Below are 15046 nucleotides of genomic sequence, written 5' to 3' on the forward strand. Positions count from 1 at the left end.
TTTATGGTAGTCAAGGTCCTGGTGGTGGACGATTCGGGTTTCTTCCGCCGCCGCGTCTCGGAAATTCTTTCAGCCGATCCAAGCATCCAGGTGGTCGGTACGGCCACCAACGGCAAAGAGGCGATCGATCAGGCCCTGGCACTCAAGCCGGACGTGATCACCATGGACTACGAGATGCCGATGATGGACGGCATCACAGCGGTGCGGCACATCATGCAGCGCTGCCCGACTCCGGTGTTGATGTTCTCCTCGCTGACCCACGAAGGCGCCCGTGTCACCCTGGATGCGCTGGACGCCGGTGCGGTGGACTTCCTGCCGAAGAACTTCGAAGACATCTCGCGCAACCCCGAGAAGGTCAAGCAGATGCTCTGCGAGAAGGTGCACAGCATCTCCCGCAGTAACCGTCGCAGCCTCTTCAGCGCGCCAACTCCTGCTCCTGCACCCATTGCGGCACCTGTGGCGCCGAGCCCCTTTGGTCGCCCGGCCCCTGCCCCGGTAGCGCGTCCCGCGGCTGCCCCCGTTCGTGTACCTGTAACCGCACCCAGCGCGCATTCGCCTGCGCCCAAGCGCAAAGCCTACAAACTGGTGGCTATCGGTACGTCCACCGGCGGCCCGGTGGCGCTGCAGCGGGTGTTGACCCAACTGCCGGCCAACTTCCCGGCGCCGATCGTATTGGTCCAGCACATGCCTGCCGCGTTCACCAAAGCGTTCGCCGAGCGCCTGGACAAGCTGTGCCGCATCACCGTCAAGGAAGCCGAGGACGGCGACATCCTGCGCCCTGGCCTGGCATTGCTGGCCCCAGGCGGCAAGCAGATGATGGTCGACGGCCGTGGCGCGATCAAAATCCTGCCGGGTGATGAGCGCCTCAATTACAAGCCTTGCGTGGATATCACCTTCGGTTCCGCTGCCAAGTCCTACGGCGACAAAGTTCTGGCGGTGGTGCTCACTGGCATGGGCGCCGACGGTCGCGAAGGCGCGCGCCTGCTCAAGCAGGGCGGCAGTGCGATCTGGGCCCAGGATGAGGCCAGTTGCGTGATCTATGGCATGCCCATGGCCATCGTCAAGGCGGACCTGGCAGACGCCGTCTACAGCCTGGATGACATCGGCAAGCACCTGGTGGAGGCCTGCCTCTGATGGATGTATTGAGCCTGATTGGCATCATCATGGCCTTCGTCGCCATTATCGGTGGCAACTACCTCGAAGGCGGCCACCTTGGGGCCCTGGCCAACGGCCCGGCGGCGCTGATCGTGATCGGCGGCACCGTGGGCGCGGCATTGCTGCAGTCGCCCATGAGTTCGTTCAAACGTGCCATGCAGATCCTGGTGTGGATTATTTTTCCGCCACGGGTCGATCTGCCGGGCGGTATCGACCGTGTGGTCAACTGGAGCCTGACGGCGCGCAAGGAGGGCCTGCTGGGCCTGGAAGGCGTGGCCGATGCAGAACCCGACAGCTACGCGCGCAAAGGTTTGCAATTGCTGGTGGACGGTGCCGAGCCGGAAGCTATTCGTAGCATTCTCGAGGTGGACTTCTACACTCAGGAAAGCCGTGACATCAACGCCGCCAAAGTCTTTGAGAGCATGGGCGGCTACGCGCCGACCATCGGTATCATCGGCGCGGTCATGGGCTTGATCCATGTGATGGGCAACCTGGCCGATCCCTCGCAACTGGGCAGCGGTATTGCCGTGGCGTTCGTCGCCACCATTTACGGCGTGGCCAGTGCCAACCTGGTGCTATTGCCGGTGGCCAGCAAGCTCAAGTCCATCGCCATGCGCCAGTCCCGTTATCGTGAGATGTTGCTCGAAGGCATCCTGTCGATTGCCGAGGGTGAGAACCCGCGCTCCATCGAATTGAAGCTCCAGGGCTTCATGGATTGATGAACATGGGGATTTGCACGGCCCACCTGTGGCGAGCGGGCTTGCCCGCGTTGGGGCACGAAGCGGCCCTGAAAGCCGCAAGCCGGTTTCTTCTGGAGACGTGTGGCGATTTTACTGGGGCCGCTTTGCAGCCCAACGCGGGCAAGCCCGCTCGCCACGGATCTTGTGTGCATGGGAGTGGTGTGGGAGGTATCTGTCTGTGAGTCGTCGCCGCCGCGAGCCTGAAGAACACGTCAATCATGAACGCTGGCTGGTGTCCTACGCCGACTTCATTACGCTGCTGTTCGCGTTTTTCGTGGTGATGTATTCCATCTCGTCGATCAACGAAGGCAAGTACAAGGTCATCTCCGAAGCGTTGGTGGGAGTGTTCAGTGATTCGGACCGTGCCCTCAAGCCGATTCCCATCGGTGACGAGCGGCCCAAGACCGTGACCCCGGCCAAGCCGCTGGTCAAGGACAGCGACGAAACCGATGCTGGCCTCAGTGGTGCCAGCGACCCGTTGAAAAGCATTGCCGACGACATCAGCGCAGCCTTTGGCGACCTCATCAGTTCCAACCAGATGACCGTGCGCGGCAATGAGTTGTGGGTCGAGATCGAGCTCAACTCCAGCCTGCTATTCGCCAGCGCCGATGCGATGCCCAGCGATCAGGCGTTTACCATCATCGACAAGGTGGCGGCGATTTTGAAACCCTTCGACAACCCGATCCACGTCGAGGGCTTTACCGATAACCTACCCATCAGTACGGCGCAGTACCCAACCAACTGGGAGCTGTCTTCTGCACGTTCGGCGAGTATCGTACGCATGCTGGCGATGCAGGGCGTGAACCCCGGGCGCCTGGCGTCGGTGGGGTATGGCGAGTTTCAGCCGGTGGCCAACAATGCCACTGCCGAAGGCCGTGCACGCAACCGGCGGGTAGTGCTGGTGGTGTCGCGCAACCTGGATGTGCGCCGCAGCCTGACGGGTACCGGCACCGCCAATGCGCGACCGGATGCCGCACTGAAGCGGGCTGGCACACAAACTGCACCGACGCCCGTAAAGCCGCCGGTACGTGAGAGCGCCGTCAATTCTCCGTCGCCGGCCCTATAACCTCGTGCTATTTCTCGGTCGAGCTAAAGCCTTCCGGGAGGAACAATCCGAATGAGAGTCTGGGCAGTTGCCAATCAAAAGGGTGGAGTCGGCAAGACCACCACCTCCATCGCCTTAGCCGGCTTGCTGGCCGAGGCGGGCAAGCGTGTGGTCGTGGTCGATCTGGACCCTCACGGCTCCATGACCAGTTATTTTGGCTACGACCCGGATGCCCTGGAACACAGTTGCTACGACCTGTTCCTGCACAAGGGCAGCGTGCCGGACGGCTTGCCCGGGCAACTGCTGATGCCCACCAGCAACGACAATATTTCGCTGTTGCCCTCCAGCACTGCCTTGGCCACCCTTGAGCGCCAGTCGCCGGGGCAGAGTGGCCTGGGCCTGGTGATCGCCAAGAGCCTGGCGCAACTGTGGAAAGACTTCGACTACGCGATCATCGACAGCCCGCCGTTGCTCGGGGTGCTGATGGTCAACGCGTTGGCGGCCAGCCAGCAACTGGTGATCCCGGTGCAGACCGAACACCTGGCGGTCAAAGGCCTGGAGCGGATGGTCAGCACCCTGGCGATGATCAACCGCTCGCGCAAACAGGCGCTGCCGTTCAGCATTGTCCCCACCTTGTTCGACCGCCGCACCCAGGCGTCTCTCAGCACTTTGCGGGTATTGCGTGACGCGTATCCGGAGACTATTTGGCAAGGCTATATCCCGGTGGACACCCGTTTGCGCGACGCCAGCCGAGCCGGGCTGACACCGTCGCAGTTCGACGGCAAGAGCCGTGGCGTGTTGGCGTATCGGGCGTTGCTCAAGCATCTGCTGTCCCAGCAGCTTGTTGCGCAGGTGGCTTGAGATGAGCACGGATAACACGCTGATTTCGCTTCACCGCAACCCCTGTAGCCGCTGGCGAGCCTGCGAGCCTGCGATCGAGCGCGAAGCGCTCGCAAAGCCCGACGCTATGCTGTTTCAGGTAAACCGAGAGCGCAGGTTTTACGGCCGCTGCGCAGCCGATCGCAGGCTCGCAGGCTCGCCAGCGGCTACAAGGGTCGTATTGTATTCAAGTCGACGGGACATCAGGCCGATAACCTCTGAGTACAGAGGTAATGGGACTTGCGCGTGGGCATACAGATGAATCGTCCAGTCGATCTCAAGACCCGGCCACAGCTGGCGCTGGAGTCCTACCTGGACGCCTTGCTGCAGGATGCGACCGAGGAGCAAATGCCGGAGCCGATTCTGGTTCTGGATGAAGTCGTTGAGCCAGAAACCACGCTGGATGACTTTCAACTGGCAGTGCTGGAAGAGCAGGCCCGCGATGCAGTGGTAGTGCCGGTCGCGACCCCGGCCCCGGAGCCCGTTCAACCTGCGGTGCTGGTGATGCCCGCGGTGATCGCACCCGTGGTGGAAGTTCACCTGCCGCCGAGCATCACGCCACCACCGGTTGAACGTGATGGCCGCCCGGCGTGGGCCGCTGAACCGTTCGAATGCCTGTTGTTTGATGTGGCCGGCCTGACCCTGGCAGTGCCGCTGGTGTGCCTGGGCTCGATCTACTCCCTGGAAGGCCAGGAACTGACGCCGCTGTTTGGCCAGCCCGAATGGTTCCTCGGGATTCTGCCGAGCCAGGCCGGCAACCTGAAGGTGCTGGACACCGCGCGCTGGGTGATGCCCGACCGTTATCGCGATGATTTCCGCCAGGGCCTGCAATACGTTATTTCGGTCCAGGGTTACGAGTGGGGGCTGGCGGTGCATCAAGTCAGCCGCTCGCTGCGTCTGGACCCCAACGAAATCAAATGGCGCAGCCACCGGGGCCAACGGCCATGGCTGGCGGGCACCGTGATCGAACACATGTGCGCGTTACTGGATGTCGCCGAGCTGGCGGAGTTGATTGCCAGCGGAGCGGTGAAAGATATGCCGGGTAACAAACGTACTTGAACAAGCATGAGCAGCACCTTCGTGCTGCTTAGAGAGAACACACACCGTTACCAACGGTTTTTGAAGGGGTCAGGGGTATGAACAAGTCAGCGTCCGCGTCCGCACAAGGTTTGGATGATCCGATCCTGCAATGGGTGACCTTCAAACTGGACAACGAGACCTACGGCATCAACGTGATGCGCGTGCAGGAAGTGCTGCGCTACACCGAAATCGCCCCGGTGCCGGGCGCGCCGAGCTATGTGCTGGGCATCATCAACCTGCGCGGCAACGTCGTCACCGTGATCGACACCCGCCAGCGTTTTGGCCTGGTGCCGACCGAAGTCAATGACAACACCCGTATCGTCATCATCGAAGCCGACAAGCAAGTGGTCGGGATCATGGTCGACAGCGTGGCGGAAGTGGTTTACCTGCGCCAATCGGAAGTCGAAACCGCGCCGAACGTGGGCAATGAAGAATCCGCCAAGTTCATCCAGGGCGTGTGCAACAAGAACGGCGAACTGCTGATTCTGGTTGAGCTGGACAAGATGATGAGCGAAGAAGAGTGGCAGGAACTGGAGAGCATCTGATTGATCCTTGAGCTGGCAGTGATTGTCCTGGCCATCCTATGGGCCGGGACGTTGGGCTTTGTGCTGCGCTACGTGCGCCAGCAGCGCGAATTGGCGACGCAGCAGGCCGAGCGCGATACCGCGCGCGACCGGCGCTTTATCGAATTGACCAAGCGCGTCGACCACTTTCAGCAGAGCGCTGTGCAGGTGGGGGATGAGGTGCATGAACTGCGCGCGATCATTGCCCCATTGCCGGACAAATTGTCGGCGCTTGAGCAGCGCGATCCGTCGAGCCTGTCCTTCGCCCAGGCGGCGAAGCTGGTGGGCATGGGGGCCACGGTGGATGAGTTGACCCAGAGTTGCGGCTTGACCCAGGCCGAGGCGCAGTTGATGAGCAAGTTGCACAAGAACTGAGCCGTGCGAGTCAATCCAGCCTTGCACGGCGCAAATGTGGGAGCGGCGGTGCGACGATTCGACTTGCTCGCGAAGGCGGTGGGTCAATTAACACCTCAGTGACTGACACTCCGCCTTCGCGAGCAAGCCCGCTCCCACATTTTAGTCTGCGTACATCAGTAATCATCCCCTCTATCCGTCACATCCCGCTCCACCGGCCCCGCATCCGGGTCATACCCCACCGGAAACTTGCCCTTCAACGTCCAGGCAAACGCAATAATCTCGGCAACCGTGCGGTACAGCTCCTCGGGAATGCTGTCGCCCAACTCCATCCGTGCCAGTAATTTGACCAGTTCGGCATTCTCATAAATCGGCACTTCATGTTCCCGCGCCAACTTCAAGATGGCTTCGGCCAAGGCATCGTCACCTTTAGCGCTCAGGGTTGGCGCTTGCTGACCGTCATACTTGAGGGCGATGGCCTGACGGGGCGGATTAGCGTTTTTCATGCGGTTTCATCCACCCAGCGTTGATCAAGCCCGGTTTTTGGACCTTGGGGTGGTGCGCCGAGGTGGCAATCGAGGTCGCCAACGTTGAGTCCCGAGGCCACCAGGCGTTCGCGCAGGTTACCCAGGTGACTTTCGATCAGGTTGGCGGTGTAGGGGCGGGTAGCCCACAACTGGCTGGATAACTTGCCCTGGCTCAGTTGCGCCTGGACCTGCAGCGGGCCCAGAGGCTCCATATCGAAGGCCAGTTCCACGCGCCAGAGTATCTGCTTGGGTTCCTTATTGGCCTTGCGTTCGGGCTGTTCCTTGTCCGGTGCCGGTTCTTCGCGCTGGAACCTGACCTGAAGCGGCACGATGTCTTGCAAGGTGCGCATCGGGATCTCCAACTGCCAGGTGGTCAGCAGTTTGCCGTCGGCGGTGGTACCGGTTTGTTCCAGGCTCGACAGTTGATGACTCTGCAATCGGGAGATGGCTGCGGCAGCCAGGCGCAGCAGGTTTTCCAGGCTGTTTTCGCCGTCCAGGGATTGCATCAGCCGCTCCGGCAAAGGGAAACCGGCTGGAGCGGTGCGGGCGCCGACTTGGCCAAGTGTGCCCAACGGGCTGCGCACAAAGCTGGGCAGTACCTGGGCCAGGGTGTTGGCGGCGAGGATGGCATTCAGGTTGGTGCTGGCGGGCAGGGTGGGCAGTAATTGCGCCACCAGGCGCAGCAGGCTGCCTTTCATATCCGGCGGCTCCACCAGCGGGTTCTGCCCGGCCAATAGCTTGGCTTCCAGGAACACCCCACTGTTTTGCAGGGCCTGCGCCAGGCCCTTGGGGGTGCTGATCTGCGCCAGGTCCGGCAAGCCTGAGAGCAACCGTTCGACCGCTGCGCGCAGGTCGGCTGAGGTACTGTCGCTGCGGGGCAGGTTTTGCAAGGCGTTGAGTACGCTGTCCAGGGATCCCTGACGGCTTTGCTGGGTGGAGAGTTGCTGAGCGATGGCCAGTTGATCCTGACGCCCGCTCAGTGGCACGAAACTCAAGGTTTGCGCGTTCTGCACCACGGCACTGAGCAAGCTGCCGATGCGCAATGGTTGCGGGCTTTCAATCGCCAGGGTGCTCCCGCTCATAGCGCTGTTCAGCACACTGACCATGGAACGATAGAGGGTCGCCTGGCCCGTGCCTTGGGGCAGCGGTTGGGTGGTGATCACCTTGCCCTGCAGCAACGTACCCACCGGCAATTGGTTGGTGTCGATACGGGTCAGGGTGGCGACTGTGGAACTCAGGGCCTGTTGCAGGCTGATGGTCAGGTTGCCCGAGGGTGCCTGGCTGACCGCTACATTGCTGCCCAACGGCAGTGGCTGGTTGCTGGAGGCCTGGACCAGGGTCTGGCGGCCGCCTTCAAGGGTCAACTTGAGCAATAACTGAAAGGCATCGCCGCCTTGCTTGAGCGCCAGTACCTCGGCATTCGCGGTTTTTCCGGGGTCAATCAGTCCGGTCTGGGGCTCCAGCAATTTCAGCAGTTCACCCACCGGCGGAGCAGGGCGAGGCGCGGCCGGGGGCGTCGGGGGAAGCACAGGAAGGTTGATGTCACCGGTCATCGCGCGCGCCGTCTCAAGGGAAATTGCCCTCTTTAGAGTAGGGCATCACATGTATAATGCCGCCCGTCTTCAAAGAGAGCGGCTAAAACCTTACAACTATTTGATCCAGCTCTCTAAAACAGGCCGTCAAAGCATCTATTCTGCATCTCTTTAACGGCCGCTCCACCGCCGACTTGAACCGTAAAGGCACGCGATCTCTTGACCAGCCCTCTTCTAGAAGCCGTAGCGCTCGCTTGTGAACGCGATCTGCGGATGCTCTTCGAACACTTCGAACTGCGTCTGGCGGGCGGCGACATGGTGCAGATCAGCGGGCCCAACGGCAGTGGCAAGACCAGCCTGTTGCGCCTGCTGGCCGGCTTGATGCAGCCGACGGCCGGGCAAGTACGCCTCAACGGCAAACCCTTGAACCAGCAGCGCACGGAACTGGCCCGCAATCTGGTATGGATCGGCCACGCCGCCGGGATCAAGGATGTGCTGACCCCTGAAGAAAACCTCAGCTGGCTCAGTGCCCTGCATCATCCAGCCACCCGTGACGCCATCTGGCAGGCCCTGGCTGCCGTTGGACTCAAAGGTTTCGAGGATGTGCCTTGTCACACCCTTTCAGCTGGTCAGCAGCGCCGTGTGGCCTTGGCCCGCCTGTATCTGGAGGGCCCGCCGCTGTGGATTCTCGACGAACCGTTCACTGCCCTGGATAAACAGGGTGTTGCGCAACTGGAAGAACACTTGGCCAAGCACTGCGAGCAGGGCGGCATGGTGGTGCTCACTACCCATCACACCCTGGCCCGGATGCCCGCCGGTTACCGTGACCTTGATCTGGGCAGGTGGTCGGTATGAGTGTCTTCGCCCTGTTGGTTGCCCGTGAAGCACGCTTGCTGTGCCGTCGTCCGGCTGAATTGGCCAATCCACTGGTGTTCTTCGCGATTGTCATCGCCTTGTTCCCTTTGGCGGTCGGGCCCGAGACTAAACTGTTGCAAACCTTGTCCCCGGGACTGGTCTGGGTAGCGGCCCTTTTGTCGGTCCTGCTCTCGCTGGATGGGCTGTTTCGCAGTGATTTCGAAGATGGTTCCCTTGAGCAGTGGGTCCTTTCGTCGCACCCCCTGCCTCTTCTGGTTCTGGCCAAGGTACTGGCACACTGGGCGTTTTCCGGCCTGGCGCTGGTATTGCTCGCGCCACTGCTGGCGATGATGCTGGGATTGCCCTCCGAGTGCCTGCCGGTGTTGCTCCTGTCATTATTGCTCGGCACTCCGGTGCTCAGCTTGTTGGGCGCTGTCGGTGCGGCACTGACCGTCGGTTTGAAACGGGGTGGCCTGCTGTTGGCCCTGTTGATCTTGCCTTTGTATATCCCGGTGTTGATCCTGGGCAGCGGCGCTTTACAAGCTGCGCTCCAGGGCATGCCGGCGACCGGTTACCTCCTGTGGCTTGGCAGCCTGGCCGCCCTGGCGGTAACCCTGACACCCTTTGCTATAGCGGCTGGCCTGAAGATCAGCGTCGGCGAATAATGAGGTCTGGCTAAGTTATTACTTAACCAGTAAAGACCCTTGGCTTCTTGCAACGACAAGAAGCACCGTGATGGAAACAGCAATGAACTGGACCTGGTTTCACAAGCTCGGCTCGCCCAAGTGGTTCTATGGCATCAGTGGCAAACTGCTGCCATGGTTGAGCATCGCCGCCGTTTTGCTGATCGGCATCGGCCTGGTGTGGGGCCTGGCCTTCGCGCCGCCGGACTATCAGCAAGGCAACAGCTTTCGCATCATCTACATCCACGTTCCTGCCGCGATGCTGGCCCAGTCCTGCTACGTGATGCTGGCGGTATGCGGCATCGTCGGCCTGGTGTGGAAGATGAAACTGGCTGACGTCGCCCTGCAATGCGCCGCGCCCATTGGTGCCTGGATGACGGCCGTGGCGCTGGCCACCGGTGCGATCTGGGGCAAGCCGACCTGGGGCTCGTGGTGGGTGTGGGATGCACGCCTCACGTCCATGTTGATCCTGCTGTTTCTGTACTTCGGCCTGATCGCACTGGGCAACGCCATCAGCAACCGCGACAGCGCCGCCAAGGCCTGCGCCGTGCTGGCCATCGTCGGTGTGATCAATATCCCGATCATCAAGTACTCGGTGGAGTGGTGGAACACCCTGCACCAGGGCGCGACGTTCACCCTCACCGAAAAGCCGGCCATGCCTGTGGAAATGTGGGCGCCGCTGCTATTGATGGTGCTGGGGTTCTACTGTTTCTTCGGCGCCGTGCTGCTGATGCGCATGCGCCTCGAAGTGCTCAAGCGTGAAGCCCGCGCCAGTTGGGTCAAGGCCGAAGTACACAACAGCCTGGGAGCCCGTGGATGAGTTTTGCTTCTTTCAGTGATTTTCTCGCCATGGGGCATCACGGCCTGTACGTCTGGACGGCCTATGGCATCTGCCTGGCGGTGCTGGCCCTTAACGTCGCCGCGCCGATCCTGGCCCGCAAGCGTTACCTGCAACAAGAGGCGCGTCGTCTGCGCCGGGAGACCGATAAGTGAATCCGCTGCGTAGAAAGCGTCTGTTAATCATCCTAGCCATTCTGGCCGGCGTCGGCATTGCCGTGACCCTGGCTTTGAGCGCCCTGCGGGAGAACATCAACCTGTTCTACACCCCGACCCAGATCGCCAACGGCGAAGCACCGCTGGACACGCGCATTCGCGCTGGCGGCATGGTGGAGAAGGGTTCACTGCAACGTTCCGGTGATTCCCTGGACGTCAAATTCGTGGTCACCGACTTCAATAAATCCGTGACCATCACTTATCGCGGCATCCTCCCGGACCTGTTCCGCGAAGGCCAGGGCATCGTCGCCTTGGGCAAGCTCAACGCCGACGGCGTGGTGGTGGCTGATGAAGTACTGGCCAAGCACGATGAAAAATACATGCCGCCAGAAGTGACCAAAGCGCTGAAAGACAGCGGTCAATCAGCCCCAACCCCTGCCAAGGAGGGCTAAGTGATGACGTCTGCACTGTTTATTCCTGAGTTGGGCCAACTGGCGATGATCCTCGCCCTGTGCTTCGCCGTGGTCCAGGCCATCGTCCCGCTGCTGGGCGCCTGGCGCGGTGACCGCCTGTGGATGAGCCTGGCCCAGCCGGCCGCCTGGGGGCAGTTCGCCTTTCTGGCGTTTGCTTTTGGTTGCCTGACCTATGCCTTCATGACCGACGACTTTTCCGTCGCCTATGTCGCCAACAACTCCAACAGCGCCTTGCCCTGGTACTACAAGTTCAGCGCCGTGTGGGGTGCCCACGAAGGTTCCCTGCTGCTGTGGGCCTTGATTCTCGGCGGCTGGACCTTCGCTGTATCGGTCTTCTCCCGGCAACTGCCGCAAGTGATGCTGGCGCGGGTGCTGGCAGTGATGGGCATGATCAGCATCGGCTTCCTGCTGTTCCTGATCATGACCTCCAACCCATTCACCCGCATCCTGCCGCAAATCCCGGCGGACGGGCACGACCTCAACCCGCTGCTGCAAGACATCGGCCTGATCGTCCATCCGCCGATGCTGTACATGGGTTACGTCGGTTTCTCGGTAGCCTTCGCCTTTGCCATCGCCGCCTTGCTTGGCGGGCGTCTTGATGCGGCCTGGGCACGCTGGTCGCGGCCGTGGACGATTGTTGCCTGGGCCTTTCTCGGTATCGGTATCACCTTGGGTTCGTGGTGGGCCTACTACGAACTTGGCTGGGGCGGCTGGTGGTTCTGGGACCCGGTGGAAAACGCCTCCTTCATGCCTTGGTTGGTGGGTACGGCGCTGATTCACTCGTTGGCGGTGACCGAGAAGCGCGGTGTGTTCAAGAGCTGGACGGTGTTATTGGCCATTGCTGCGTTCTCCCTGAGCCTGCTGGGTACCTTCCTGGTGCGCTCGGGCGTGCTGACGTCGGTGCACGCGTTTGCCTCCGACCCCGAGCGAGGCGTGTTCATCCTGATCTTCCTGCTGTTTGTGGTGGGCGGTTCGTTGACGCTGTTCGCCCTGCGCGCGCCGGTGGTCAAGAGTCATGTCGGCTTCAACCTGTGGTCCCGGGAAACCCTGCTGCTGGGCAATAACCTGGTGCTGGTGGTGGCTGCGTCGATGATCTTGCTGGGCACCCTGTATCCGCTGGTACTCGATGCCTTGACCGGCGCCAAGCTCTCCGTTGGGCCGCCGTATTTCAACGCGCTGTTCATCCCGCTGATGGGCTTGCTGATGGTGGTGATGGCGATCGGCATGCTGGTGCGTTGGAAAGACACACCGGTGAAATGGCTGGTGGGCATGCTGACGCCTGTATTGTTGGGCAGCGCCGCCCTGGCCGTGGTTGCCGGGATCGCTTACGGCGACTTCAACTGGGCCGTGCTGGCGACCTTCATGCTCGCCGCCTGGGTATTGCTGGCCGGCGTGCGCGACATCTTCGACAAGACCCGCCACAAAGGCCTGATCAAGGGCCTGCCGAGCCTGACTCGCAGCTACTGGGGTATGCAGGTGGCGCACCTCGGCATCGCCGTTTGCGCACTGGGCGTGGTGTTGTCCAGCCAGAACAGTGCCGAGCGCGACCTGCGCCTGGCCCCGGGCGAGTCCATGGACCTGGCCGGTTATCACTTCATTTTCGAGGGCGCCAAGCACTTCGAAGGGCCGAACTTCACATCGGACAAAGGTACCGTGCGCGTCGTGCGCAACGGCAAGGAAGTGGCCGTGCTGCACCCGGAAAAACGCCTGTACACCGTGCAAAGCTCGATGATGACTGAAGCGGGGATCGACGCCGGGTTTACCCGAGATTTGTACGTCGCCTTGGGCGAGCCGTTGGGTGATGGCGCCTGGGCCGTGCGGGTCCACGTCAAACCGTTCGTGCGCTGGATCTGGTTCGGCGGTTTGCTCACCGGTTTTGGTGGATTGCTGGCCGCGATGGACCGACGTTATCGGGTCAAGGTCAAGAGCCGGGTGCGTGAAGCCCTCGGCCTGCAAGGGGCAGCCGTATGAAGCGTTGGTTGATGATGTTGCCGCTGGCCCTGTTTTTGGTGGTGGCCGTGTTCTTGTATCGCGGTCTGTATCTGGACCCCGCCGAGCTGCCGTCAGCGATGATCGGCAAGCCGTTCCCGGCGTTTTCCCTGCCGACGGTGCAGGGCGACCGAACCCTGACCCAGGCCGATTTGCAGGGTAAGCCGGCACTGGTCAATGTCTGGGCCACCTGGTGCATTTCCTGCCGGGTCGAGCATCCGGTGCTGAACAAGCTGGCCGAGCAGGGCGTGGTGATCTACGGCATCAACTACAAGGACGACAATGCGTCGGCCTTGAAGTGGTTATCGGAATTCCACAACCCGTACCAGATGGATATCCGCGATGAGGACGGCAACCTCGGTCTCAACCTCGGTGTCTACGGTGCTCCGGAAACCTTCTTCATCGATGCCAAGGGTGTGATCCGCGACAAGTACGTAGGGGTGATCGACGAAGTGGTCTGGCGCGAGCAACTGGCCGCCAAGTATCAGGCGCTGGTCGACGAGGCCAAGCCATGAAGCGTTGGTTAGCCGCTGCGGTATTGGGCTTGAGCATGGCCGGCGTGGCTCACGCCGCCATCGACACCTATGAGTTCGCTAAAGACGGTGACCGCGAGCGTTTTCGCGAATTGACCAAGGAACTGCGCTGCCCCAAGTGCCAGAACCAGGACATCGCCGACTCCAACGCGCCGATTGCCGCCGATCTGCGCAAAGAGATTTTTCGCATGCTGGGCGAGGGCAAGGACAATCAGCAGATCATCGACTTCATGGTCGACCGCTACGGTGATTTCGTCCGCTACAAGCCGGCGCTCACCGGCAAGACCGCGCTGCTGTGGTTTGGCCCCGCGGGGTTGCTGTTGGGTGGCCTGGTGGTCATCGCCGTGATCATCCGCCGTCGTCGCGCCGCTCCGGCCGAAGGCTCGGACTCGCTTTCCGCCTCCGAGCGTCAACGCCTCGACCAACTGCTGGACAAAAACACTGATGATTGATTTCTGGCTCGCAGCAGGTCTGCTGCTTTTGGTTGCCTTGAGTTTCCTGTTGATCCCGGTTTTGCGCGGACGTCGTGCCCAACGTGAAGAAGATCGCACCGCGCTGAACGTAGCGTTGTACCAGGAACGCGTGGCGGAATTGCAAACCCAGCAGGACGAAGGCGTGCTTGATGCCGCGCAGCTGGATAGCGGTCGCGCTGAAGCGGCCCGTGAATTGCTGGCCGATACCGAGGGTGTGGAAAAACCTCGGGAATCACGCCTTGGCAAGCCGTTGCCATTGCTGGCCGCGATTCTCGTACCGGTGTTGGGTCTTGGTCTTTACCTGCATTACGGTGCCAGCGACAAGGTCGAGTTGACCCGCGAATTCTCCCAGCCACCGGTGTCCATGGAAGACATGACACGACGTCTGGAGCGGGCAGCAGCAGCGCAGCCGGATTCGCCGGAAGGCCTGTACTTCCTCGGTCGCGCCTACATGGCCCAGGACCGTTCGGCCGATGCCGCAAAAGTCTTCGAGCGCACGGTGGCATTGGCCGGTCGTCAGCCGGAGCTGCTGGGGCAGTGGGCTCAAGCACAGTACTTTGCCGACAACAAACAATGGTCGCCCAAGGTCCAGGCCTTGACCGATGAAGCGTTGAAGCAGGACCCGAAAGAAGTCACCAGCCTCGGGTTGCTGGGTATCGCGGCCTTTGAAGGCCAGCGTTATCAGGAGGCGATTGATTACTGGAACCGCCTGCTGGCGCAGTTGCCACCCCAAGACAACTCGCGTGCGGCACTGCAAGGCGGGATTGATCGGGCGGCGCAGAAGCTGAAAGAAAGCGGCGGTACTGTGGCGCCCGTTAAGGCACAAGCGCAAATGAAGGTCCGCGTTGACCTCTCAGCGGACATTAAAGCCAAGGCCTCGCCAAGCGACAGCGTGTTCATCTTTGCCCGCGCGGTAAACGGCCCGCCGGCGCCTTTGGCCGTCAAGCGTTTCACTGTGGCCGACCTGCCGGTCACCGTCGAACTGGGTGACGCTGATGCGATGATGCCGCAGTTGAAACTGTCCAACTTTCCCGAAGTCCAACTGGTTGCGCGCATATCCCGGGCCGGTCAACCGACCGCTGGCGAGTGGATCGGCCGCAGCCAACCCTTGGCCAGCAGCACCACGGCCTTGCAGCAACTGACCATCGACAGCCCGGATAAATAACGTGAGG

18 protein-coding genes are annotated in these 15046 nt (G+C 61.5%); 16 read left to right on the forward strand and 2 right to left on the reverse strand.

Annotation, left to right across the window (positions count from 1 at the left end; translation table 11 throughout):
• Positions 1-3: 3 nt before the first annotated feature.
• The 7 genes from HKK55_RS04305 (at position 4) to HKK55_RS04335 (ending at position 5837) form a co-directional block, all read left to right on the forward strand.
• The gene (locus tag HKK55_RS04305) at positions 4-1134 is read left to right on the forward strand and encodes a chemotaxis response regulator protein-glutamate methylesterase (protein ID WP_169353516.1); all 1131 of its coding nucleotides are present in this window, start codon (positions 4-6) and stop codon (positions 1132-1134) included.
• On the forward strand, positions 1134-1874 hold the full coding sequence (locus tag HKK55_RS04310; RefSeq protein WP_155583282.1) for a flagellar motor protein: 741 nt from the start codon (positions 1134-1136) through the stop codon (positions 1872-1874). Before HKK55_RS04305 ends, HKK55_RS04310 begins: the two co-directional genes overlap by 1 nt.
• 199 nt (positions 1875-2073) lie before the next feature.
• Entirely contained in the window at positions 2074-2961 is an 888-nt protein-coding gene (gene motD / locus HKK55_RS04315) for a flagellar motor protein MotD (protein WP_169353517.1), read from the forward strand.
• Positions 2962-3012: 51 nt separating this feature from the next.
• On the forward strand, positions 3013-3801 hold the full coding sequence (locus tag HKK55_RS04320) for a ParA family protein (protein WP_169353518.1): 789 nt from the start codon (positions 3013-3015) through the stop codon (positions 3799-3801).
• Positions 3802-4077: 276 nt separating this feature from the next.
• Positions 4078-4878 carry a CheW domain-containing protein gene (locus HKK55_RS04325; RefSeq protein WP_169353519.1) on the forward strand — a complete coding sequence of 267 codons (801 nt, stop codon included), beginning with the start codon at positions 4078-4080 and terminating at the stop codon, positions 4876-4878.
• 77 nt (positions 4879-4955) lie between these two features.
• Entirely contained in the window at positions 4956-5444 is a 489-nt protein-coding gene (locus HKK55_RS04330) for a chemotaxis protein CheW (RefSeq protein WP_169353520.1), read from the forward strand.
• Positions 5445-5837, forward strand: coding sequence for a DUF2802 domain-containing protein (locus HKK55_RS04335; protein ID WP_169353521.1), 393 nt, complete (start codon positions 5445-5447; stop codon positions 5835-5837). It begins immediately after the preceding gene.
• 155 nt (positions 5838-5992) lie between these two features.
• Here HKK55_RS04335 and HKK55_RS04340 read toward each other — a convergent pair whose 3' ends face one another.
• Together HKK55_RS04340 and HKK55_RS04345 are read right to left on the reverse strand one after the other, a co-directional pair.
• Positions 5993-6322, reverse strand: a complete 330-nt coding sequence (locus HKK55_RS04340; protein ID WP_169353522.1) for an EscU/YscU/HrcU family type III secretion system export apparatus switch protein — start codon at positions 6320-6322, stop codon at positions 5993-5995.
• Positions 6319-7896, reverse strand: a complete 1578-nt coding sequence (locus HKK55_RS04345; RefSeq protein WP_169353523.1) for a flagellar hook-length control protein FliK — start codon at positions 7894-7896, stop codon at positions 6319-6321. The genes HKK55_RS04340 and HKK55_RS04345 overlap by 4 nt, the downstream gene beginning before the upstream one ends.
• Positions 7897-8094: 198 nt before the next feature.
• Between HKK55_RS04345 and ccmA the strand changes: the two genes are divergently transcribed.
• The 9 genes from ccmA (at position 8095) to ccmI (ending at position 15039) form a co-directional block, all read left to right on the forward strand.
• Positions 8095-8730, forward strand: a complete 636-nt coding sequence (ccmA, locus tag HKK55_RS04350; protein WP_169353524.1) for a cytochrome c biogenesis heme-transporting ATPase CcmA — start codon at positions 8095-8097, stop codon at positions 8728-8730.
• Positions 8727-9395 (forward strand): heme exporter protein CcmB, encoded by a 669-nt coding sequence (gene ccmB / locus HKK55_RS04355; RefSeq protein WP_169353525.1) that lies wholly within the window; start codon positions 8727-8729, stop codon positions 9393-9395. The genes ccmA and ccmB overlap by 4 nt, the downstream gene beginning before the upstream one ends.
• An 82-nt stretch (positions 9396-9477) precedes the next feature.
• Positions 9478-10233 (forward strand): heme ABC transporter permease, encoded by a 756-nt coding sequence (locus HKK55_RS04360; RefSeq protein WP_169353526.1) that lies wholly within the window; start codon positions 9478-9480, stop codon positions 10231-10233.
• Positions 10230-10406 (forward strand): heme exporter protein CcmD, encoded by a 177-nt coding sequence (gene ccmD / locus HKK55_RS04365; protein WP_071487711.1) that lies wholly within the window; start codon positions 10230-10232, stop codon positions 10404-10406. Before HKK55_RS04360 ends, ccmD begins: the two co-directional genes overlap by 4 nt.
• Positions 10403-10858, forward strand: a complete 456-nt coding sequence (gene ccmE / locus HKK55_RS04370; protein WP_169353527.1) for a cytochrome c maturation protein CcmE — start codon at positions 10403-10405, stop codon at positions 10856-10858. Before ccmD ends, ccmE begins: the two co-directional genes overlap by 4 nt.
• Before the next feature lie 3 nt (positions 10859-10861).
• Positions 10862-12850 carry a heme lyase CcmF/NrfE family subunit gene (locus HKK55_RS04375; protein ID WP_169357780.1) on the forward strand — a complete coding sequence of 663 codons (1989 nt, stop codon included), beginning with the start codon at positions 10862-10864 and terminating at the stop codon, positions 12848-12850.
• On the forward strand, positions 12847-13383 hold the full coding sequence (locus HKK55_RS04380; protein WP_169353528.1) for a DsbE family thiol:disulfide interchange protein: 537 nt from the start codon (positions 12847-12849) through the stop codon (positions 13381-13383). Before HKK55_RS04375 ends, HKK55_RS04380 begins: the two co-directional genes overlap by 4 nt.
• Positions 13380-13853 carry a cytochrome c-type biogenesis protein gene (locus HKK55_RS04385; RefSeq protein ID WP_169353529.1) on the forward strand — a complete coding sequence of 158 codons (474 nt, stop codon included), beginning with the start codon at positions 13380-13382 and terminating at the stop codon, positions 13851-13853. Before HKK55_RS04380 ends, HKK55_RS04385 begins: the two co-directional genes overlap by 4 nt.
• On the forward strand, positions 13846-15039 hold the full coding sequence (gene ccmI / locus HKK55_RS04390; protein ID WP_169353530.1) for a c-type cytochrome biogenesis protein CcmI: 1194 nt from the start codon (positions 13846-13848) through the stop codon (positions 15037-15039). The genes HKK55_RS04385 and ccmI overlap by 8 nt, the downstream gene beginning before the upstream one ends.
• Positions 15040-15046: the final 7 nt, after the last annotated feature.

Origin of the sequence: Pseudomonas sp. ADAK18, assembly GCF_012935695.1 — a bacterium.
Taxonomy (GTDB): domain Bacteria; phylum Pseudomonadota; class Gammaproteobacteria; order Pseudomonadales; family Pseudomonadaceae; genus Aquipseudomonas.